The organism is Meiothermus sp., assembly GCF_026004075.1.
GTDB lineage: Bacteria > Deinococcota > Deinococci > Deinococcales > Thermaceae > Meiothermus.
Genome location: NZ_BPIK01000001.1, coordinates 421,738 through 443,634, shown reverse-complemented (window position 1 = coordinate 443,634; position 21,897 = coordinate 421,738). Strand labels below are relative to the sequence as shown.

General features: G+C 61.5%; 16 protein-coding genes and 1 tRNA gene. 6 read left to right on the top strand and 11 right to left on the bottom strand.

Going from position 1 to position 21,897, the window contains the following annotated elements; translation table 11 throughout:
• Positions 1-4 precede the first annotated feature (4 nt).
• From recA to Q0X18_RS02140, 3 genes are all read left to right on the top strand, one after another.
• Positions 5-1,054 carry a recombinase RecA gene (gene recA, locus Q0X18_RS02150; RefSeq protein ID WP_297557910.1) on the top strand — a complete coding sequence of 350 codons (1,050 nt, stop codon included), beginning with the start codon at positions 5-7 and terminating at the stop codon, positions 1,052-1,054.
• Between the two features lie 336 nt (positions 1,055-1,390).
• Complete coding sequence (gene rny / locus Q0X18_RS02145; RefSeq protein ID WP_297557908.1) at positions 1,391-3,166, top strand: ribonuclease Y; 1,776 nt, start codon at positions 1,391-1,393, stop codon at positions 3,164-3,166.
• Positions 3,167-3,265: 99 nt separating this feature from the next.
• Complete coding sequence (locus Q0X18_RS02140; protein WP_297557906.1) at positions 3,266-4,786, top strand: CoA-acylating methylmalonate-semialdehyde dehydrogenase; 1,521 nt, start codon at positions 3,266-3,268, stop codon at positions 4,784-4,786.
• Here the strand turns inward: Q0X18_RS02140 and dnaJ are convergent.
• Positions 4,783-5,850 carry a molecular chaperone DnaJ gene (gene dnaJ / locus Q0X18_RS02135; protein WP_297557904.1) on the bottom strand — a complete coding sequence of 356 codons (1,068 nt, stop codon included), beginning with the start codon at positions 5,848-5,850 and terminating at the stop codon, positions 4,783-4,785. The two genes, Q0X18_RS02140 and dnaJ, sit on opposite strands and share 4 nt — an antisense overlap.
• A gap of 214 nt (positions 5,851-6,064) precedes the next feature.
• Between dnaJ and Q0X18_RS02130 the strand changes: the two genes are divergently transcribed.
• Positions 6,065-7,180: an alanine--glyoxylate aminotransferase family protein gene (locus Q0X18_RS02130; RefSeq protein ID WP_297557902.1), complete on the top strand. Its 1,116-nt coding sequence runs from the start codon at positions 6,065-6,067 to the stop codon at positions 7,178-7,180.
• Here Q0X18_RS02130 and Q0X18_RS02125 read toward each other — a convergent pair.
• A complete protein-coding gene (locus Q0X18_RS02125) occupies positions 7,177-7,908 on the bottom strand; it encodes a diguanylate cyclase (RefSeq protein ID WP_297557900.1) in 732 nt (243 codons plus the stop codon). The genes Q0X18_RS02130 and Q0X18_RS02125 overlap by 4 nt on opposite strands.
• Before the next feature lie 91 nt (positions 7,909-7,999).
• On the opposite strand from Q0X18_RS02125, the gene Q0X18_RS02120 reads away from it, so the two are divergent.
• Positions 8,000-9,250: a replication-associated recombination protein A gene (locus Q0X18_RS02120; RefSeq protein ID WP_297562915.1), complete on the top strand. Its 1,251-nt coding sequence runs from the start codon at positions 8,000-8,002 to the stop codon at positions 9,248-9,250.
• A gap of 405 nt (positions 9,251-9,655) precedes the next feature.
• Here the strand turns inward: Q0X18_RS02120 and Q0X18_RS02115 are convergent, their stop codons facing one another.
• The 5 genes from Q0X18_RS02115 to Q0X18_RS02095 all read right to left on the bottom strand — a co-directional run bounded on the left by Q0X18_RS02115 (position 9,656) and on the right by Q0X18_RS02095 (position 15,585).
• Positions 9,656-10,321, bottom strand: coding sequence for a hypothetical protein (locus Q0X18_RS02115; RefSeq protein ID WP_297557898.1), 666 nt, complete (start codon positions 10,319-10,321; stop codon positions 9,656-9,658).
• Positions 10,308-11,939 carry a RecQ family zinc-binding domain-containing protein gene (locus Q0X18_RS02110; protein WP_297557896.1) on the bottom strand — a complete coding sequence of 544 codons (1,632 nt, stop codon included), beginning with the start codon at positions 11,937-11,939 and terminating at the stop codon, positions 10,308-10,310. Before Q0X18_RS02110 ends, Q0X18_RS02115 begins: the two co-directional genes overlap by 14 nt.
• Before the next feature lie 242 nt (positions 11,940-12,181).
• Positions 12,182-12,988 (bottom strand): IS5 family transposase, encoded by an 807-nt coding sequence (locus Q0X18_RS02105; RefSeq protein WP_119342530.1) that lies wholly within the window; start codon positions 12,986-12,988, stop codon positions 12,182-12,184.
• Entirely contained in the window at positions 12,954-14,981 is a 2,028-nt protein-coding gene (locus tag Q0X18_RS02100) for a DEAD/DEAH box helicase (RefSeq protein ID WP_297557894.1), read from the bottom strand. The genes Q0X18_RS02105 and Q0X18_RS02100 overlap by 35 nt, the downstream gene beginning before the upstream one ends.
• Positions 14,982-15,508: 527 nt before the next feature.
• Positions 15,509-15,585, bottom strand: a tRNA-Trp gene (locus Q0X18_RS02095).
• Positions 15,586-15,658: 73 nt separating this feature from the next.
• On the opposite strand from Q0X18_RS02095, the gene Q0X18_RS02090 reads away from it, so the two are divergent.
• Positions 15,659-16,612 carry a carbohydrate kinase family protein gene (locus Q0X18_RS02090; protein WP_297557891.1) on the top strand — a complete coding sequence of 318 codons (954 nt, stop codon included), beginning with the start codon at positions 15,659-15,661 and terminating at the stop codon, positions 16,610-16,612.
• Between the two features lie 65 nt (positions 16,613-16,677).
• Here the strand turns inward: Q0X18_RS02090 and Q0X18_RS02085 are convergent, their stop codons facing one another.
• From Q0X18_RS02085 to Q0X18_RS02070, 4 genes are all read right to left on the bottom strand, one after another.
• A complete protein-coding gene (locus Q0X18_RS02085) occupies positions 16,678-18,993 on the bottom strand; it encodes a GNAT family N-acetyltransferase (RefSeq protein WP_297557889.1) in 2,316 nt (771 codons plus the stop codon).
• 230 nt (positions 18,994-19,223) lie between these two features.
• Positions 19,224-19,421: a hypothetical protein gene (locus Q0X18_RS02080; protein ID WP_297557887.1), complete on the bottom strand. Its 198-nt coding sequence runs from the start codon at positions 19,419-19,421 to the stop codon at positions 19,224-19,226.
• A 98-nt stretch (positions 19,422-19,519) separates the two neighbouring features.
• Positions 19,520-19,921 (bottom strand): methylglyoxal synthase, encoded by a 402-nt coding sequence (gene mgsA, locus Q0X18_RS02075; protein WP_297557884.1) that lies wholly within the window; start codon positions 19,919-19,921, stop codon positions 19,520-19,522.
• 187 nt (positions 19,922-20,108) lie between these two features.
• Positions 20,109-21,473: a tetratricopeptide repeat protein gene (locus Q0X18_RS02070; protein ID WP_297557882.1), complete on the bottom strand. Its 1,365-nt coding sequence runs from the start codon at positions 21,471-21,473 to the stop codon at positions 20,109-20,111.
• Positions 21,474-21,897: the final 424 nt, after the last annotated feature.

Genomic DNA, 21,897 nt, shown 5'->3' with positions numbered 1-21,897 from the left:
GTATATGGATAAAGAAAAGCAAAAAGCGTTGGAAGGGGCCTTAAAGTCCATCGAAAAGCAGTTCGGCAAAGGGGCCGTGATGCGCCTGGGCGAGGCCCCCAGGCAGCAGGTAGATGTCATCTCCACCGGCAGTCTGGGCCTGGATATGGCCCTGGGCATCGGTGGGATTCCCAAAGGGCGGATCATCGAGATCTATGGGCCTGAGTCCGGTGGCAAGACCACCTTGGCCCTCTCCATCATCGCCCAGGCCCAGCAGGCCGGGGGGGTGGCAGCTTTTGTGGACGCCGAGCACGCCCTCGACCCCATCTACGCCAAAAGCCTGGGGGTGAACATTGACGACCTGTTGGTCTCCCAGCCCGACACCGGCGAACAGGCCCTGGAAATCGTGGAGCTTCTGACCCGCAGCGGCGCGATAGACGTCATTGTGATTGACTCGGTGGCGGCCCTGGTGCCCCAGGCCGAGATCGAGGGGCAGATGGGCGACGCCTTCGTGGGCATTCAGGCCCGCCTGATGAGCCAGGCCCTGCGCAAGCTCACGGCAGCGCTTTCCAAGAGCAACACCGCCGCCATCTTCATCAACCAGATCCGGGAAAAGGTGGGGCAGATGTACGGCAACCCCGAGACCACCCCCGGCGGGCGGGCCCTCAAGTTTTATGCCTCGGTGCGGCTGGATGTGCGCAAGCAGGGCCAGCCCATCAAGGTGGGCAACGACGCAGTGGGCAACCGGGTGCGGGTCAAGGTGACCAAGAACAAGCTGGCCCCGCCCTTCCGCGAGCACGAGATTGAGCTGTACTTCGGCAAGGGCATTGACCCCCTGGCCGACCTGGTGACGGTAGCCATCGCCACCGAGGTGATTGATAAATCGGGTTCCTGGCTCTCCTATGGCGACACCCGGCTGGGCCAGGGCAAGGAGAAAGCCGCCGAGTTTCTGAGGGGCGAGCCGCGGCTGGTTCAGGAGATCCGCGAGAAAGTTTTGGCCCAAGCTGGTAAGCTATCGGTACTGGCACCCTCCGGAGAGGACGAAGAGTCTTCCGCTGTGGCTGCCGAGGTATAGACTGCTTGTTAGGTGGGGTTCTCCCAGGATGAAAGGCCAGGCAACCCAAATGCTCAGCATCCGTCCAATGGCGCTTTGGGCCAGGGGGTGGTGCGCAGTAGAGCTTGGTAATGGTCTACTTCTGGTTTGGCGTCGGACTTGGGCCAGTCTGATTACGGTTCTCGCTGTGCCCCGCAGGATGGGCGCGGTGGGTCTTTCAAAACAACCCCGCCGGGTGCGCGGGCTGTTTTCAAAAGCCGTTCAGCGCAGGGGTATGCCTGAGAAAACTGGAACACGTATTTAGCCAAACGCCGATCAGAAACTGTGAGAACCTCCATGCAACCCTTGGAGGTACCGATGGCCTTTACTCCCCTAGATTTGATACTTACCCTGATCGTGATTGTGCTGGCGGTGGTGGTGGTGGTGCTTTTGCAGCGCAGCAACCGCCAGACCGAAGTTAGCAAAAGCGAACTCGAGGCCGCCCGCCGCGAGGCCCAGCAGACCCTGGAAGCCGCCCGCCGCCAGGCCCAGACCGCCCTCGAGCAGGCCCAGAGCCAGGCCCAGGCGTTGCTCGAGGCCGCCCGCAGCGAAGCCCAGAGCCTGCGCCAGAGCGCCCAGACCGAGGTGCAAAACCTGCGGCAAAGCGCCCAGGCCGAGCTCGAGCGCCTCCGTCAGCAAGGCGAGGAGCGCCTGCGCCAGCAGCTCCGGGAGGAACGCGAGCGCCTGCAGGCCAGCCTACAGGCCGAGCGCGAGGCCCTCATAAGCGAGCGCGCCTCCATCCAGACCGAGCGCGAACGTTTGCAGGCCGACCTGCAGGCCAGCCGGGCCGAGCGGGAGGAGCTCAAGCGCGAGACCGAGCGCCTGGCAAGGCGGGGTGAGCAGCTCGACGCCCGCGCGGCCAAGCTCGACGAGCAGGAGGAAAAGCTGGACGCCCTGGAGAAAGCCCTCGAGGCCCGCCAGGCCGAGCTGGCCCAGCGCGAACGGCAGATAGACCTCAAGCTCCAGGAGGTGGCCGGGATGAGCCGGGAGGAGGCCCAGAGCCTGCTTTTGTCGCGCCTGGACGCCGAGCTGGAGGAAGAAAAAGCCCTGCGGGTCAAGGCCAACCTCGAGCGCATCCGGCTCGAGGTCAAGCGCGAAGCCCAGAAGCTTTTAGCCCAGGCCGCCCAGCGCCAGGCCTCCGAGACCGCCGCGGCCCTGGCCGTCTCGGTGGTGCCCATCCCCTCCGACGCCATGAAGGGCCGCATCATCGGGCGCGAGGGCCGCAATATCCGCACCTTCGAGGCCCTTACCGGGGTAGATCTGATCATCGACGACACCCCCGAGGCGGTGCTGCTCTCCAGCTTCAACCCCATGCGCCGCGAGATCGCCAAAATGGCCCTCGAGCAGCTCGTGGCCGACGGCCGCATTCACCCCAGCCGCATCGAGGAGGTGGTGGAAAAGGCCAAAAACGAGATGAAAACCTTCATCTACGAGCGCGGCGAGGAGGCCGCCCTGGAAGCGGGCGTGGTGGGCCTCAAGCCGGGCCTGGTGCAGTTGCTGGGCCGGTTGCACTTCCGCTCCTCCTACGGCCAGAACGTGCTCAAGCACTCGGTGCAGGTGGCCCACCTGACCGGCATCATGGCCGCCGAGCTGGGCCTGGACGCCGCCCTGGGCCGCCGGGCCGGGCTGCTGCACGACCTGGGCAAGTCGGTAGACCGCGAGATCGAGGGCACCCACGTGGAAATTGGCATCACCCTGGCCACCCGCTTTGGCGAGCCCAAAGAGGTAATTGACGCCATCGCCCACCACCACGACCCGGAAAACGGCGAGACCCTCTACTCGGTGCTGGCCGCCGCCGCCGACGCCATCAGCGCGGCCCGTCCCGGCGCCCGCCGCGAGAGCCTGGAAGAGTACATTCAGCGCTTGGAGCAGCTCGAGCGCATCGCCCTGTCGTTCCCCGGTGTGGACAACGCCTTCGCGGTGCAGGCCGGGCGCGAGGTGCGGGTGATTGTGAAGCCCGACCGCATCTCCGACGCCAAGGCCACCCTGCTGGCCCGCGAGATTGCCGGGCGCATCGAGCGCGACATGAACTACCCCGGCCAGGTGCAGGTCACGGTGGTGCGGGAAAGCCGGGCCGTGGAGTACGCGAAGTAATTAGACAGACTGTCCATTGCCTTATAGGGCCCAGGCTCCTACCATGAACCTATCGGGCCTCAACCCTGTTTCATTGCCCAGCCCATACGGAGGTAGCAGATGGCAGTCAAGGAACCTCAAGTCACCCTGAAGCGCGTTTCCCACTGGATCGGCGGCAAGCCGGTCGAGGGCAGGTCTGGGCGGAGCGGCGTGGTCTGGAACCCTGCCACCGGGCAGCCGCAGGCCACCGTGGACTTCGCCTCGGTGGAGGAGCTCGATGCGGCGGTGGCGGTAGCCAAGGAAGCCTACAAAACCTGGCGGCAGACCCCCCTCTCGCGCCGGGCCGAGATCATGTTCAAGTTCCGCGATCTGGTAGACCAGAACCGCCGCAAAATTGCCGAGCTGATTACCATCGAGCACGGCAAGACCCTGGCCGATGCCCTGGGCGAGGTGGCGCGGGGCCTGGAAAACGTGGAGTTCGCCACCGGCATCCCCCACCTCTTGAAGGGGGGCTTCTCCGAGCAGGCCAGCCGGGGGGTGGACGTGTACCAGATTCGCCAGCCGCTGGGCGTGGTGGCGGGCATCACCCCCTTCAACTTTCCGGCCATGGTGCCCATGTGGATGTTTGCCAACGCCATCGCCTGCGGCAACACCTTCATCCTGAAGCCCTCGGAAAAAGACCCCTCCCCCAGCCTCTTCCTGGCCGAGCTCCTGCAGCAAGCCGGGCTCCCCGATGGGGTGTTCAACGTGGTGCACGGCGACAAGGTGGCGGTGGATCGCATTCTCGAGCACCCCGAGATCAAGGCCGTTAGTTTTGTGGGCTCTACCCCGGTCGCCAAGTACATCTACGAGACCGGCACCAAAAACGGCAAGCGGGTGCAGGCCCTGGGCGGGGCCAAAAACCACATGGTGGTGCTGCCCGACGCCGATATCGGCATGGCCGCCGACGCCGCCGTGAGCGCGGCCTATGGTTCGGCGGGCGAGCGCTGCATGGCCATCTCGGTGGTGGTGGCGGTGGGCGATCAGACAGCCGATAGCCTGATTGCCGCCATCAAGGAGCGGATGCCCAGAATCAAGGTGGGGCCGGGCCTCGAGGAGGGCGTGGAGATGGGCCCCCTGATTACCCGCGAGCACCGCGACAAGGTGGCCTCCTACATCGAAAACGCCCCCAAGGAAGGGGCCACCGTGGTGGTGGATGGCCGGCAGGATCCCATCGCCCAGTCCGAGGGCTTTTTCCTGGGCACCAGCCTGATCGACCACGTTAAGCCCGGCATGAAGTGCTACGACGACGAGATTTTTGGCCCGGTGCTCAGCGTGGTGCGGGTCAAGACCTACGACGAGGCCCTGAAGCTCATCAACGAGCATCCCTACGGCAACGGCACGGCCATCTTCACCCGCGACGGGGGGGCCGCCCGGCAGTTCCAGTTCGACGTGGAGGCCGGCATGGTGGGCATCAATGTACCCATCCCGGTACCGGTGGCCTACTACAGCTTTGGCGGCTGGAAGGCCAGCCTGTTCGGCGACCTGCACATGTACGGCCCCGAAGGGGTGCAGTTCTACACCCGCGCCAAGGTAGTCACCAGCCGCTGGCCCGACCCCAGCACCAGCAAGGTGGATCTGGGCTTCCCGCAGGTGCGCTAGCCCCTGAACACCCGCTTCACCTTGTCCCAGAAGCCCTCGGGTGCAACTTCTTCGCCCACCTCCTGCGCGTACTGGCGCAGGAGTTCGCGGGCTTTCTTGGAAAGGTTGTGCGGCACGGCGATCTGGGTGATCACCTGCAGCTTACCCCGGCTGCGGCTACCGGGGTGGGGTAAACCCTGGCCCTCGAGCTCGAACACCTCGCCATCGTGGGTGCCGGGGGGGATGCTGAGCTCGAGGTCGCCCTCCAGGCCCGGAATCTGCACCCTGGCCCCCAGTGCGGCCTGGGCCAGCCCCAGCCGTAGCTCGTAAATCAGATTGGAGCCCTCGCGCTTGAGGTGGGGGTGGGGGTGAATGTGCGGGCGCACGAACAGGTCGCCCGGCCCCCCCGGCCCCAGGTTGCCCATCCCCGAGACCCGCAGGAGCTGGTTTTCGTCTATACCGGCGGGGATGTTTACCTGTATCTTTTCCCTGCGCCGCACCCGGCCCTGGCCTTTGCAGGTTGAGCAGGTCTCGGAAAGGGTGTAACCCCGGCCCCGGCAGGCCGTACAGGGCACCTGGGCCACCATGTTGCCAAAAAAGGTGCGCTGGATTTGCTCGAGCGTGCCCCGCCCCCCACACGAGCGGCAGGTCTGGCGCTTACCCCCCTGTCCGTGGCAGGTTTCGCAGGGAACCAGGCGGTCGTACTCGAACTCCTTCTGCACACCGTACAGTACGTCTACCAGCTCCAGTTCGACCTCGGCCTCGAGGTCCTCCCCCCGCGGCGCACGGCCCGCACCCCCCGGCGTACGGAAGCCAAACACCTGCTCGAACAGGTCGAAGATGTCGCCAAAATTGCCTCCCGCACTGCCCGGCGTGGCTGTGCCGTAGCGGTCGTAGTTGGCCCTTTTTTCGGGGTCGGAAAGCACCGCGTAGGCCTCGTTGATCTGCTTGAACTTCTCCTCGGCTTCTTTGTTACCGGGGTTTTTGTCGGGGTGATACTGCAGGGCCAGTTTGCGGTAGGCCCTCTTAATCTCGTCGGCACTGGCATTCCTGTCCACACCCAGGGTTGCGTAGTAGTCGTTCATCGAAGTTTAGTCTATCAGGCTTAGGTATTTTTCTTGTGGTTTTAAACACGAGGCGGTACTGCCCAGCCCATCGGCTTTTTGACAAAACGTATATACCCCTGTATATTCAAACCAGATGCGATTCTCCGCTCGAGCTATCCTCTAACGGCGCTCTTCTTCGGAAGAGGCCGTAGGGGTTTGCCCAGCGGAGAATCTTTTTGTTTGGAGGAAACGCATGGTTCTCTTGACCCCCGGCCCCACCCCCATCCACCCCAGGGTACAGACCGCGCTCGGCAAGGAGATGCGCGGCCACCTCGACCCCGAGGTGCTGGCCACCAACCGCCGCATTCGCGAGCACCTCGGTAAGCTGTTCGACCCCGGCCCTGGCGCTTTGCTGGCCGCCATGCCGGGTTCGGGCAGCCTGGGGATGGAGGCCGGCCTCACCAACCTGGCCGACGAGGGCGACGCGGTGCTGCTGCTGGTGAGCGGCACCTTCGGCGAGCGCATGGTGGAGATTGCCCACGCCTACCAGTTCGACTACAAGGTGCTGCGCTCCGAGCCGGGCCATCCCATTGACCCCCAGGCCGTGGCCGAGGAGCTGAACCACCGCCCCTACAAGCTGGTGGCCCTGGTGCACGGCGAGACCAGCACCGGCGTGCTCAACCCGGTAGAAGAGATTGCCAAGCTGGTGCAGGCCCACGGGGCGCTGTTCATGCTGGACGCGGTGACCACCGCCGGCATGATGCCGCTCTCGATGCAGAAGCTGGGCATTGACTACGCCTTCACCGGTAGCCAGAAATGCCTTTCGGCCCCGCCCGGGCTGGCCCCCTTTGCCCTCTCCCAACGCGGGCGCGAGTGCCTGGGGCAGGTACGGGGCTGGTACTCCGACCTGTCGCGGGTAGCGGTCTACTGGGAGCAGGAAGGCTACTTCTGCACCTCGCCGGTGCTGCTGCACTACGCGCTCGAGGAAGCCCTCAAGCTGGCCCTCGAGGAAGGCCTGGAGAACCGCCAGAAGCGCGCCGAAAGCTTATACGCCACGGTGCTGTCGCTCCTGGAAGAGCTGGGCTTTAGTGCCTATGCCGCCGAAGGAGCCCGCCTGCCCACGGTGCTGGTGGTGCGCCCGCCCCAGGGCCTGCACGAGGCCGAGATCCGCAAGGGGCTGTATGCGCGGGGGGTCTCGGTGGCCGGGGGCATCGGCCCCACTGCCGGTAAGGTGCTGCGGCTGGGCCTGATGGGCGAAAGTGCGCGGCCCGAGCACTACCGGGTGTTCTTCAAGGCCCTGGGCGAGGTGCTGGGCAAGGGCGGCCTCGAGCGGGCCTTCGAGGAGCGGCTGGGCCTGGTGGCCCTCTAGTGCTGGGTCAGGTAGTAGTGCTCGAGCTCGCCTTCGAGCTGCACGAGGGCCTGCTGGACGCTGATGCCTTGAAGAGGCAGGAAGCCATAAGCCAGAATCGCCAGGTTCTGCCGGATGCGACGGAAAACGGCCTGGGCTCCCTCGAGGCTGCTCCCCTGCAAAACAATCAGAAACTGGCCCGGCCCAAGCTGAAACACCATGTCGGGCTGGCGCAGGTATTGCAGCAGTTCGGTTCCCGGCTGGTCGGTGCGGGTGTGCAGCAACAAAAGCGTAACGGGCCGCACCGCCGAGAGGGTCTCGAGGCTGGGGGCCAGGGCTTGCAAAGCGGTATGAGATAGAACACCCCCCTCATGGCGAAAACCCATCTGTGTGGGGGGTGGCAGACCTGGCACCTCGCGCCGAAGCAAGAAAAACAATCCTACCAAGAAGGCACCGGCTCCCATCAAACTCGCCACCGAAGCCATGACCGCTACATCGTCGGGAACCTGGGCCAGGTCGCGACTGGCGGCTACAGCTATAGCGCTGCTCATCAGAGCCAGCCCCAGCACCCAAAAAAAACGCGCCTGTGGGCCCAACGGTACGCGGGCATACAGGCTGGCCGCGGCGGCCAGCATCAGAGCGGCTAGCAAGAATACCAGACCGGGATAAAGGCTCGCCTGCCGGGGAAACAGCCACAGCGGCAACAGGCCCAACAGGACGAAGCCCCAGGGCAGCAGCGACAACCACATAACTCCTAGCATACGATCACAGCTCACCAGGCTGCGTCAAGAATAACCGGGGTGGCAAACCCCCGCCCTCTGGTACGATTTTGTTGTGAACATAGCCCCGCTGGCCGAGCGCGTACGTCCCCAGACCCTAGACGAGGTGGTGGGCCAGGAACACCTCACCGGGCCGGGAAAACCCCTGCGGCGCATGCTGGAGACCCGGCGGCTTTCCTCCTTCATTTTGTGGGGGCCGCCCGGCAGCGGCAAAACCACCCTGGCCCGGCTGATGGCCCAGGGCGTGGGGCGGGCGATGGTGGCGCTTTCGGCGGTCAGTGCCGGCGTGAAGGACATCAAGGAGATTGTGGCCCAGGCCCAGGAACAGAGCGGCCTGGTGCTTTTCCTGGACGAGATTCACCGCTTCAACAAAGCCCAGCAAGACGCACTCCTGCCCCATGTGGAGTCGGGCCTCCTGACCCTGATTGGGGCCACCACCGAGAACCCCTCCTTCGAGGTGAATCCGGCCCTGCGCTCCCGCGCCCGGGTCTACGTGCTCGAGCCCCTGGACGAGGCAGCCACCCGCAGGCTTCTGGAGCGAGCACTTCAGCACCCCCAGGGCCTGCAAGCCCAGGCCGACCCGGAAGCCCTGCACCTGATCGCCCAGGCTGCCATGGGGGACGCCCGGCGGGCCCTGTCGGCGCTGGAGCTCGCCGCCAGCCTCGGCGAGGGGCACGTCAGCGTGGCAGCAGCCCGCGAAGCGCTGGGCCGCGGTGTGCTGGGCTTCGACAAAGGGGGCGATTACTTCTACGACCTGATCTCGGCCCTGCACAAGTCGGTGCGCGGCAACCATGTAGACGCCGCACTCTACTACCTGGCCCGCATGCTCGAGGGCGGCGCCGACCCCCTCTACCTGGCCCGCCGGCTGGCCCGCATGGCCGTGGAGGACGTGGGCCTGGCCGACCCCAACGCCCTGCGCCTGGCCATGGCCGCCAAGGAAGCCTACGATTTTTTAGGTAGCCCCGAGGGCGAGCTGGCCCTGGCCGAGCTGGTGGTCTACCTGGCCCTGGCCCCCAAGTCCAACAGCGTCTATGTAGCCTGGCATAAGGCCCAGAAGGCCGCCCGCGAACACCCTACCGCCCCCATTCCCCTGCACCTGCGCAACGCCCCCACCGCCCTCATGCAACAGATGGGCTATGGCCGGGGCTACGCTTACTACCACGACGACCCCGAGGGCAGCTTCGCCCAGCGGTATCTGCCCGAGGCGTTGGAGGGCCTCGAGCTCTATCAGGCCACCGGCGAGGGCTGGGAAGAGCGGGTGCGCGAGCGGCTCAAAACCCTGCGGGCGCGGTTTGCCTCGAGGGGCTCATAGAAAAACTCCAGAGGTTCTATTCCTCTAGAACACATTCCAGCAGTCTCGTTTAGCTTTCAAAAATTAACGATGCTATCGGAATGCACTCCTACCCCCTTTCGTCAGCTTGAATCCTTCGTATTCGTATTTGATTGCACTAAAAGGAGAAGAAGGGAAACCGGTATCACCCCTACCGCAATACTTGTGCCACATCCCGCAAGGAGATGACGGCCGGCAGAACACAGGCGCCACTCCTTTGAATATTGCGATAGGAGGCACCTGTCTGCACACCTTGCTGGGTATCGCAAGAACACAAGAACATAAGGCCCAGCGGCTCCCCTACCGCTGGCTTGGTTCGACCTGCGAATGCCTTCCAAAATTTTCCCTGGGAGCGACCTGGCGTTGTCTGGCGTTTTGCTGTACCTATCAACGACCTAGCACGAAAGTCAGTATGATGGCAACCACTGCCATAGCAACTGCCGCGATAGCAATGTTGCTAGCCAGCCTCACTTTACCCTCGAGCATGTCCTGGTTGCTGGCAAGTTGAGCTAGCAATTTCTGCTGGTTCTTCAGCTCTCTGTTTTGCTCTTCGAGCAGCCGGTGAACCTCATCAACCACTTCCTTGGTCTTATGGTTAACTTCCTCGAGCGCCTTCTGCTGGCGCTGGGAGAACTGCTCGAGGCGCTGTTCCACATCCCCGCGCAGTTCATTGACCTGTAACCCAAGCTCGGTTCGCAGGTTACGCTGCGCGGTGTGCAGATCCTCTTGTGCCTTAACTAGGATGCCACGGAATTCCATCCACTGCGCTTCGTTTTGAGCCTTAAGCTCCTCGAAGCTCCTCTGCAAGTAGCTGAGGGTGCTGTTTACATCGTCTGCTAACGACTTGAAGCGCGACTGGGCATCTTGAAGCCGCCCTTGCGCCTCCTCCCCGTGAGCCTGTAATTGCTGGGTAAGGGTGGCAAGGTGCTTGAACTTTTCCTGGATAGCCTTGAGGCCGTCCAGCAGCCCAACAGCTTCCTGCAAGCGATTTTCAACCTCATGAAGCTGAGACTCCAAGTACTCGACATCGGTGAGTCTACTACCTTTGGACATAGTTCTCTCCCATCATTGTCTGCAAAATATCAAAACCGGAGAGTAGCTCAACAACCGGCTGCTTCAGCTGCTGGATAGCAGCCTCTGCGGTGCGGGCTACCCGACGGGTATGCCGCAGCGCCCGTACGACCCGTGGTGCGGGTGCCTCATCTCCATATAGCTGCTTGGCCTGTTCCTCGAGGAGTTTGAGGCCGTGATCGGTATTGAAGGGCCCATCCACTGGAGTCAGCCAGTCAAAAGCTTTTTCAGGGTTGAGTTGAGCAGCCTCTTTGGCGATAAAGACAAGGTTCTCGGGGATAAAGTCCTGGCGAATTCCTTCATCAAAAGCGCTCTTGAGGTAAGACATGGCCTCTTCCTCCCGGCCCTTGCGTCTGCGGGAGAGCGCGCCTGCTAGGTAAAGCGATGGCACGTTGGTAATGTCCTTCTCCAGGCGGTTGGCGATACGCGAAGTCATCCCCACCACTGCGCCGCGGTCGACGGTGACCCGAACCGCCTCAGCGAGCTTGTCCGGCTGAAAGCTAGAAACCAGTTCGGGCAGGATGCGAGCCAAGTCGTCCACCTGAGCATCTCGCACAGGTATTTCCGCCTGGTCACGGGTGAAGTTGAGATCAGGAACGCACACATCACAGAAGCCACAGCGGTAGTCATCCGAGAAACCCACGTCGTCAAAGTAGCTGCGAATTTTCACCCGGCGGCAGACACCCTCGTTGTGACTCTGCGCGTAGTCGAGCTCACGCTCGAGCATGTAGTAGCGGGTCTTGCGAATGGTGGTATAAACCCGCTCAAGCAGCACCTCGAGGGCCATCTCTATCAACCGCCGCCTCTCCCCACCGGGCACGCCCACGCGCCTGCGCTTGCCATTCACCCGCTGGCTCAGCTCAGCTAAGCGCTGCTCGACATAAGCCTCACCTTCGGTGCGGAGCAGATACTGCCGCAGGTGGTGCAGCACCGCCTCGGGTTGCCAGTTGGGGTTGAACTCGGCCTCGAAGACCACCTCACGTAAACTCTTGTAAGTGAGCGAATACCCCTCGACGACCCCGAGCTGCTGAAGACGATACAGGGCAAGTTGGATACCCTTGCTCTCCTCATCGTCATCGTCAAAGCTATTCTTGATAAGCGCCTCTCCAGCCACCAGCCGGTCGTACACCGATAAGGCCCGCTCGAGGTCTGTCTGAAGCCCAGGATAGCTTGCCTTGACGAAAAAAGCTTGCCTGCCGTAGTCGCAAAGGCCTGGCAGCTCGTATGGGCACTTGTGGAACTTAAAGTTGCCGGGCCCGGAGACGCAGGGCGGCTCCTGGTGGTAACGCAGGTGCTCTTCGTAGCACTTCCGCGTCGGTGGTGAGTAAATGAGGGCCACATGCGATTGCTTACCATCGCGCCCAGCACGCCCGGCTTCCTGGTAGTAACCCTCCAGACCGCTCGAAAGCGCATGGTGAATGATGAAGCGTATGTTCCGCTTGTCAATACCCATGCCATAACCCTTGGTGGCTACCAGAATGGGGAACTGGTTGTCCTGGAAAGCATCTTGGCGCTCGAGAATGGTGTTCTCCCAGTCGCTCGCGTAGGCGTAGCGGGAAAAAACCTCCTTGCACTCCAGACAGCTATAGCCCTGGGTCATACCATAAAGCTTCAGCTCCCTGCTCGTGAGCGACAGGTAAAGCTGGGAGCCGCAATTTGGGCAAACGGTAGGCGGTGTGCTGGCATGCACCTGCACGAACCCAGGGTCAGGTGACACGCGCTCACGAATAACTTTGGCGATGTGGTGAACCCCCTCCGCTATCGTCGTCTTACCATGGGGGTTGGCGTAAATGCCAAAGACTACTCCAGCGTGCTCGTAGGGGGGCTCCTCCCTAGAGCCTGCTAACTAGCTGTTCGTAAAAGCTCCACAGTTTTCGCTGTCATCAGAATCGAAAAAGCCAACCAGTGCCAACCTCGCAAGGTCTCAGCCAGCCGCTCATAGTCTCGCGCCAGCCTGCGAAACCGGGATGTCCAGGCAAACGAACGTTCCACCACCCAACGCTTCGGCAGCAGCACGAATCCTCGTTTGGCCCCTTCCACCTTGACCACACACAGGGCGATGCCTTCCGCCTCTGCCGCTTGTGCCGCTTCCTCCCCAGTGTAACCCTGATCCACAAAGGCCACTTCCACCTGCTCCCCCGTCACTTCCTGCACCTGTTGACTGAGGGCTCCCACCTGGGCCCGTTCCTGTTCACTGGCCGCCGTTACTACCAGGGCCAGCAGATGCCCCAGGGTATCTACCGCCAGGTGAACTTTGCTTCCCTTGCGTCGTTTGTACCCATCGTATCCGGCCCGCTCCCCACTTTGCGGGGTGGACTGTAGGGTGCGAGCATCGTAGATGGCAGCGCTGGGATGGGCGGCTTTGCCCTGGAGCATTCGCAGGGTCATGCGCAGGTCGTGTACCAGGTCTTCGAAGACCCCCCGGTTCATCCAGCGGTAGGCTTGCGCCTGAACGATATGGGGGGGTGGGAAGTCGTGGGGCAGGTAGTCCCACTGAGCACCGGTTCGAACCATCCAGCGCAGGGCGTTGAACACTTCGCGCAGGTCGTACTTGCGCTGGGGTGCTTCCAGCGGGGCGAGGGTCAAATAGGGCAGCACCAGAGCCCATTCCTCATCACGGACGTCCGATGGGTAAGCACGGCGGTTCATGCTCTAAACATAACTGCAGTGCCTGATTTGGGTAAGGTGGTTTGTAGATTCTAAGAGGGATGAGATTTTCCTTCTCCATACGTAGGGCAGTAGGCACTACCTTGGTTAGGACGTGCTCGAGCACTTCTTCCTTGGCCTCGAGGCCGTAAGCCCCGCTTGGATGCACGGAAAGGCTAAGGTTAGGCCGGTCACTACTGGCGAGTTGCACAACGCTTTGCAGCTCGAGGCCCAGAATATCGCACACATCTTTACGCACCGCCTCGGAAGCAGTAGCTGTGAGGGCAATGATGGGGATGGATCGCCCCGACGCCTCTTCTAAGAGGCGTCGGAGGCGACCTATTTGCAAGTACGCAGGGCGGAAGTCATGCCCCCACTCTGAAACACAGTGGGCTTCATCGATGACCAGTGCACCTACTGGAGTGTCCTGCATGCTTGCCCTAAGCTCCTCATAGAAGCCCTTTATCTGAAGACGCTCAGGAGATATGTAAAGCAGACGGTAGCGATGACCACGGAATTCAGCCAGCTTGCGCTCTTTCGCCGCCGAGGAGTCGAAGCTGCTGATAGAGTCCACACAGACCAATCCCAGCCGGTGCATAGAGTGAACCTGGTCACGGATGAGGGCCTTGAGCGGGCTGATGACCAGGGTGGTGCGAGGTATGAGCAGACCGTAGAGCTGGAACACCAGTGACTTACCAAAGCCCGTAGGCAGGATGCCCAGCCCACTTTGCCCAAGCAGAGCTCGCTGAAGAAGCTGAACTTGTTCAGGCTTTAGGTCACGCACAGCAAAGTAGCGGCGAGCAAAGAAGTCCAGAAGGGTGCGCTCGACCGAAACCGGGTTGGTGTTCGAGGGCGGCCTTGGACCAACTTCACTTACAAAGTGCGCAGAAAAGCGCTCAAGGCGAGACTCGTCCAGTGACCCAGACGGCGGGCTCGAGGCCGCCTCGGCGGCAAAGATGTAGTCCAATAAGTCGGCGTCCGGCACCCGGTTCACCAGTTCGTACTCGACGTGGGTTCGGGGCAAGTCTACAAAGGAGCTTCCACCATGACATCGATAAAACTCCATTACTTGCAAGAAGAGGTCAGGGTCGGGAGGGCGGAGCACGTAGAGTTTTACCTTAGGCAAGACCACCGGCTGCCCATAGAGCTCAGCTACCCGCTCAACCAAGGCAAAGGTGTCCAACAGCGCCAAGGTCAAGCCAGGAGTGACAGGCTCGTAGTCCACCAGCGTGAGTTCGTTCTTGCCCTCCCGGTTGGCTCTCTCGAGCATCGCCAGGACAGCCTTCTGGTAGAGCGGAAAGCGCTTTGGTAGGAAGCGCAGAAGCTGCTCCAGACGTGCTAGCTCAGAAGGCTCAGTGGTATGCTCCGAACGCTGGTTAGCCAAAAACAAACGGTGGAGTATGGGATCCTCGAGGGCTAGCTCAGTGAGCACTGCCTGGGCTCGCTTCTGGCGAATATCGCCGAAGCTAAAGGGGAAGTAACGATACCCCGCCTGGCCCAAGTCACGCTGGCGCTGCTTCTCATCGTTGAACTTCTCGTCACCGATACTGGCATGTGCATGGTAAGCGGCACCCTCTACTTCGATGGCATACTTCGCCTTCCCCTCGAGCACGAAGTCAATGCGCCGCTTGCGCTTCTTTGAGTCCACAAACTCGACTTGGGAGCGCAGATAGGATAGACCTTCCAAACCAAAAACTGGCAGGAAAGCCTCTTCAATAAACACGCGCTCAGCATAGTGCTCATCGCGCTCTTTAGGGTCTCTAGGCGGCAGCAGCTTGTTGAAGCGGTAGTAGCCCTCGAGCGAAGAAAAGGTAGCCCGTTTGCCGGGCCGTGATGCTTTGAGAGCCTCGGCCAGCGCCGGGTCTTTGAAACGCCAGCGACCCACCCACCGATACTCGCCTTCACCGTATAACAAATCGTCCTTGCGCACCTCGAGGTCGAGGGCACCTGGGTCAATGCGCGCTGCCGCTAGCAGCACCGCACCGCGGACGGGCATCGGCAGTGTTCCCAGAGGCTCTTGAGGGGTAACACCTAGGAGCGTTACCCCAGACAGGTGGTAAGAAAGTGACCATATTGGATTCAACAGCACACCTCAGCGAAAAGTTCTAGATACAGCATTCATCCTAGATATGCGAAGCTTTCCAGGAAAGCGAATTTGACCATGGCAATAGACTCAGAGGTTATACACACCGAATAGAAAAGCTTGACTTAGAGAGCAGTTGGCAGCATTACCCCCTCCACCATTCGTCAAGCAGCAGGTCAGGGCCTAGTTGGGTATAGGCCTGCCAGGAAGCTTCCCGGGTGTTGTCAACATGCTCATCAAATCGAACCCCAACATTACCCTGTCGGTTTACCGTCACCTGCTGGAGCACAAACGGCAAGGTTGGGTGCTCGACCCTGAAGATCTGCTCAAATCCCGCCCCAAAGCCTGACTCATAAACCCCTCAAACTTTATTGGGGTCAAAACGTGGGGTCAAACGCAAACCCGAGGATTCGCACCCTCGGGTTTTTCGCGTCCTGGACTGGCGGGCCGTGAAGGATTCGAACCTCCGACACCTCGTTTTGGAGACGAGTGCTCTACCGGGCTGAGCTAACGGCCCACACTGGCGCATCGGATTGTAGCACAGGGACAGAGAACCGACAACCGGGGCAGGCCAGGGTAGAATCGGCCCGATGACTACCCTCAAACCCCTCGTTGCCCTGGGCGACCTCACCTGGGACGTGCTGGCCAAACCCAATACCCTGCTCCTGCCCGGCGGCGATACCACCGGACGGGTTTTGCTGATGGGCGGCGGAAGTGCGGCCAACGTGGCGGTGTGGGCGGCCCGGGTGGGCTACCCAGCGGGATTTATCGGGGAGGTTGGGCGCGACCGCTTCGGCGAGTTTGCGGTACAGGAGCTGGCCGAAGAGGGTGTAGAACCACACATCATCTGGAACAGCAACACTCCTACCAGCGTGGTTCTGGTGCTGATTGACGCCGCCGGACAGCGCTCCATGCTCACCTCCCAGGGGGCCGACTTCGAACTGCGCCCGGAGGAAGTACCGGTAGAGGTGATTCGGCAAGCCGGGCACCTGCACATAACGGCCTGGTCGCTCTTTACCGACCCGCCGCGCCAGGCCGCCCTCAAGGCCGTGCACGTCGCACGCGAGGCCGGCGTGACGGTCTCTTTTGACCCGGCCTCGTTCCAGATGATCCGGGAGATCGGGCGCGAGGAGTTCCGCCGCATGACCCGCGATCTTTCGCTGGATTTTGTTTTTCCCAACCTGGATGAGGGCCAGGCCCTGACCGGGGCGCGGGACCCCAAGGACATCCTCGAGGTGCTGCAAAAGCTCTACCCCGAGGCCATGATTCTGCTCAAGCTGGCCGCCGACGGGGCCCTGATTCTCGACCGGGGCCGGCTCATCGAACTCCCGGCCACCCGCGACCAGCCGGTAGACGCTACCGGGGCCGGGGATTCGTTTGGGGGGGCCTTCCTGGGGCATTACCTGCGTTCTAAAGACACCCTGGCTGCCGGTCAGCTTGCGGTGCAGGTAGCGGGCTGGGTGATTGGGCGGTTTGGGGCCCGCCCACCCATGGACGCAGAGATCAAGCGACGTCTCGAGCAGTTTGGCTTCACGCTCAAATAAACCCGAGCATGTCCACGAGTTTTGGCGGCTCCCAAAGCTACGAAGCAGTGCATCCAAGCTTGGCACTACGGCGAAGAAGGGTGGCCGCGCAGCCATGCCTGGGCCTGGACAACCCGCGTCTCCTCGGGCTGGCTTAGCAGTTTGAGCTCGAGCCCTTCCAGCTCGGGCAGTTCCTCGACCAGGCGCGAGACCCGCAGCAGCAGGTCTTGTAAGCTCGCGAGGTGGGCTTTACCGGACAGTGGTTGCAGCATTTCCAGGGCTTCCCGGTCGGTAAGAGGAGTAATGCGAAGGCCCAGCAGTTGCTCGCCTAGGGGCAGTTCGGTCAGGGATAGGCTCAGCACCGGGCCGAAAAGGGCGTCGTGTCGGATACGCAGCACCATTGTGATGCCCTGGCCGGTAGCGGGCTTTAGTGAGATGCCGAAATATCCCAGCAGTTCCTGGATTTGCCCAGGGGTGAAGTGGTTCTTGACTTTGCTTACCAGGGCTCGAGCAGCGTCTTCTTGTACCCCATGATCAGGGATTTCTCCGGGTGGGGTTTTGCGCCATTGGGCGTAGGCATATGCAGCAGCCAATGCCCACCCTGCCGACTCCGGAAAGCGGTACGAGGGTACCAGCTCGGCCCCCAGTCGCACCCGTGGCCGTCCGGCAGTCATAAAGCAGGTAAGCACCGGAATCTGGACATTCTGGGCTCGAGCCTCATTAAAGGCGGTTTGGAGTGCCCTGGTGACCTCTTCCAGGGTTGCGTAACCTAGCGGTACAAAGAGGGCGATGACGGCATGATAACCACCGGACAGGAGTTCTCGTGCGGCCTCCAGATAGGCCTCGGCGGATGCCCTCGAGCCCAGGTCACGGGTCTCAGCTTGTAAGCCCTCGGCCTCGAGGGCATCCTTGGCTAGGTTGGCAGGCCCCGAGGCGTTGGTGAGCAGGGCCACCCTAGGGCCTTCGGGTAGGGGTTGGTGCGCCAGAATTGCTGCGATGTCGAACATCTCTTCCAGGTTTTCCGCCAGTACCACCCCGGTCTGCTTGAAGAGGGCCTCTACTACCGGGTCGCGCCCCGGCCGCACAGCCAGAATGGGTTTCTTGCGACCTACTCGCCGGGCCAAACGGGCAAAGCGCCTGGGGTTTCCAAACGACTCCACATAAAGGAGAATGAGCCCGGTCTCGGGGTCTTCTTCCCAGTATTGGATGAGGTCGTTAGAGGAAATGTCTACTTTTGCGCCCAGCGAAACAAAGTTAGAGAATCCCATCCCCATCTCTCGGGCGTACTCCAAAACCGCCAGCCCTACCGCGCCACTCTGACTGGACATGGCAATGCGACCGCGTAAGGGGAGTTGAGGGGCCAGGCCAGCACAAAGCTGCACATCTGGGCTGGTGCTCATTAAGGCCAGCGAGCCCGGCCCCAGCAGCCGCATACCATAGTGGCGGCAGGTTTGTACCAGGGCCTTAATTTGCGGCATCTCCATGTCGGTAGTGATCACCATCAGGGCCCTTACGCCCCGCTGTCCACAGGCCTCGGCGGCCTCCAGCACCTTATCGCGGGGGGTGGTGATTATAGCCAGGTCAATCGGGCCCGGCACGGCCTTCACGGAGGTATAGGCCAGCATCGAGCCCACCACCGGCACCTCGCCTGCGGCAGGGGTAGCGGCGGTGTTAACCGGGTACACCGGGCCCTGGAAGCGGTTGAGCACCAGGTGTTCTAGCACCTGATAGCCCACACTGGCAGGGTCTCTTGAAGCACCCACCACCGCTACACCCTTGGGGCGCAAAACCGGCATGAGGGAGGCCACCGTAGCCACCCGCTCACGCAGCTCAAACTTGGCTACCATCTCGGGGTTCGGCTCAATTTCGAAGCTGACCTCTACTTCCCCGGATTCGGCGTGCGACTCAACCTTAAAGCCGCTGGCCTTGAACACGTCCAGCATCTGCTTGTTCTCGGCCAGGGTAAAGGCGTGGAAGCGCCGTATGCCCCGCTGCACCCCAATCAGGGCGAGTCGCTCGAGCAGCAGTGAACCCAAGCCCCGCCCCTGATACCAGTCGTCTACCAAAAAAGCCACCTCGGCCGAGGTAGAGCCCGGCCCTTCTTGCACATACTCGCCGGTAGCGATGATACGTTCGGGGTCGCCGGTAAGCACTACCAGGGTTACTTTGTCTTCGTCGGGCGGCTTGCGCAGCAGTAGGTCGGCGGCGGTTTCGGGGTTAACCTCAGAGAAAAACCGAAAGGTACGGGCCTGTGGGGATAGGCGCTCGAGAAACTCCACAAACAGGGGTCGGTCTTCGGGGCGGGCTGGCCGAAGGGTTGCGGTGCGGCCATCCTTGAGCAGTATAGGGCCGGACTCGAGCGCGTACTGTGGGGTGGGGGGTGGGATGTAACGTTGTGGCATAGAACCGTCCTCCCTAACAGCATAGTAGCCGTCGGTTAAGAAAACTGTCCCGCAAACCCCAGCCACCTACCTACACACGAACCCAGGGATCGCCTGCTCAAGCTCAGTACTGAAGCGGCAATTCGTGTCTTGGTGGGTAGAATACCCACCGCCGCTTGAGGCTTTTCGAAAGGGGTCTGTTTTAAAAGCACCCCAGCCGGTAGGGTGCTTTTGGGTGTCGGACGCTTTGCTCAGGCCTGTATGCGTGCGGGCGGTGTGGTGGGTACAGGCTCCCCTCGAGCCCCTTGCTGAACCCCGATCAGGAAACCCATCTTGATGATGGCGATAATCTGCTCGGTTTGGCCCGCACGTACCAGCTCCTCCACGTACTCCGCCATTCCGGGTGGAAATGGCATCTGCCGAAGAGCTTCGCGATTGGCTTCTACCATTTGCTGGATCCACTCTACCGGTGTCATATCTACTTGCTAATATAGCACTCAACTTTTCTAACATTCGGTTTTCTGACACTATCTGTGTTCGGATTGGCCTAGCGACCCACCTGCCGTTCGTTGGCCGATAGCTCACTTTGCAGCCAGGCCAGTATCGCCTCAGCAGCCGTCAGGTTGGTAGCAAGGGGTACGTTATGCACATCACAGACCCGCATCAGGGCCTGAACGTCGGGTTCGTGGGGCTGGGCCTGAAGTGGGTCGCGCAGAAAGATAACAGCCAGTACTTTGTCTTCAGCTACCATAGCCCCAATCTGCTGGTCGCCCCCAAGTGGCCCTGAGAGCATACAGGTCACACCCAGACCGGCCTTCTCCTTTAACAGCCGCCCGGTAGTGCCCGTAGCTATCAGAGGAAAGCGTACCAATAGATCTTTGTGGTCTTTGGCAAACGATACCATATCGGTTTTCTTGCCATCGTGGGCAATGAGGGCCAGTGCTTTCATCAGCTCTATGTTATCGCGGCCGAGGTGAAACACGCTTGGCTGCATTGCACCTGCTCAGGGGCTTGTTTCACAGTCAGTTGGTGGCACGAACTGCCCCCAAGAAGCTCATCCTGCTGAGAGACAATCGTATCAGCAGTTTGTCCCGCTAGCGCACGGGGCCTGCTTCGTTCCGCGGGGGTCGTCCCCTCTAGTTGAGCGTTCGGTTGCCATCCACCAGGTTGCGGGCCCGCTCGAGGTAGCTGCTAAGAGCTTGGTGCCATTCGTCGGCAGGGTGTAGGTAGGGAAGCACTGCCTCGCTGCGTGCAATTATTTCGTTTGGATGACGAAAGCCTAGCTGGGCCAGGGTATCCACCACCATTTGTTGGGCTGTGACCCAATCGCGGCTGCCCTCGGGGGCAGTTTCGCAGGCCTGGATGTAATGCTCGAGAGCCTCCTCCAGGTGCAGCAGGTCGTAGGCCAGGTTACCCAAAATCAGGTGTCCAGCACTCGGGCTTCCCTGGCGAATTGCCGCTTGAGCTGCCTGGGCTGCCTCGTCGTAACGGCCCAGGCGGTAGAGTACCTCGGCCAAATCTCCGTAGGCATCGCCCAGATGGCCGTACTCGGGGTCACGCAAAACCTCCCGCAGGGTAGCCTCGGCCTCGGCCAGCTCCCCGGCTTCCAGGTATGCGACAGCCAGCTCATGTAAGGCATAGCTTTTGTCTGGCTCTTCGGCCCGCCGTACAGCCTCCTGGAAAGCCTCAATGGCCTCACGGGGCTGTCCCAGCTGCATAAGGGCCTGCCCGTGCACCAAGGGTGTACCGTGAGCCGGTTCTGCACCCGCCCGCTCCATCTCCAAAGCCCGCTGGATGGCCTCGAGGGCCAGGTTGGGGTTGCCAAGCAGGAGATGGCTGCGCGCAATCAGGTAGTAGCGGGTGGCCGCCTCTTCAGGGTCTTCCAGCTCGGGTACATCGGTTTCGGCTTCCTGCAGGGCTTGCAGGGCCTCGAGGCCCATTCCGGCCTCCACGAACATTGCCGAAGCATCAATCAGGTTCCAGTAATGCTCCATCCCGACGGCCAGGCGCGAGGCTTCTTTGTAGGCTGCGGCCGCCTCGGCAGCCTGCCCCAGCCGCTCGAGAGCTTTCCCCCGCAGGGTATGGGCGCGCCAGGCCAGAAAAGCGGGCAGCTCGAGGGGGCGGTTCAGGATTTCCAGGGCTTCTTCTGGCAAGCCCAGATACATCAGCGCCTGGGCCTGGTGGTAAAGGGCTCGAGGATCGGCTGTTTTTGGCAGAATTTGCCGTACTTCTTCCTCCGAAGCGCCCTCCAGTGCACGCATCTCACCCAGAATGGAGCGATAGCGGGGATGAGACCCAAGCAAGGGCACGCTGCTCAAGCCCTCTTCCAGGGCCCGGTTGGCCCCATCAATACCCCCCTCGCCGTACAGGGAGTAGGCCTCGGCCAGCAATAGGGCTGCCTCGGCTGCTTCCTGCCCTTGCGCCAGCGCCAGCGTGCGTATCAGCGTTTCAAACGCCGTATCGTAGTCGCCTTTGTGGAGGGCCTCGAGTACTACCTGCATCGTCTCCCATCATAAGGCCGAAACCTTAAACCAATGAGAACCAGGTTCGCTGTGGTTGCCTGCATATAGCAGCGATCTCCTGTCAGGGCAAGCCCACGCCGTACACCAACGGAATATGCTTTATTCGCCGGGCGAAGCAAAGGGTGTGATACCAGATTCGGTTGTTTCGTTGCCAAGCAGCGACAAAACAACCCGACCGAAGGGAGTGCTCAATTAAAAAAGACAGCCTCATGGAATTTTTGATTGACCATTGTTTTTTGAATCCGGTATGACTTGGTAACTATCAGAAAAGATAGCTCTTTTGCATGGCTACCTTTTTGGCGGCATTAGTCCCTAGCACCCATTCCTCATGCCAGGATTAAGTACCATGGTTTAGTGCACCTGCCTGCCGTAATATAATCGGCGGAATAGGCATGGCCTGTAT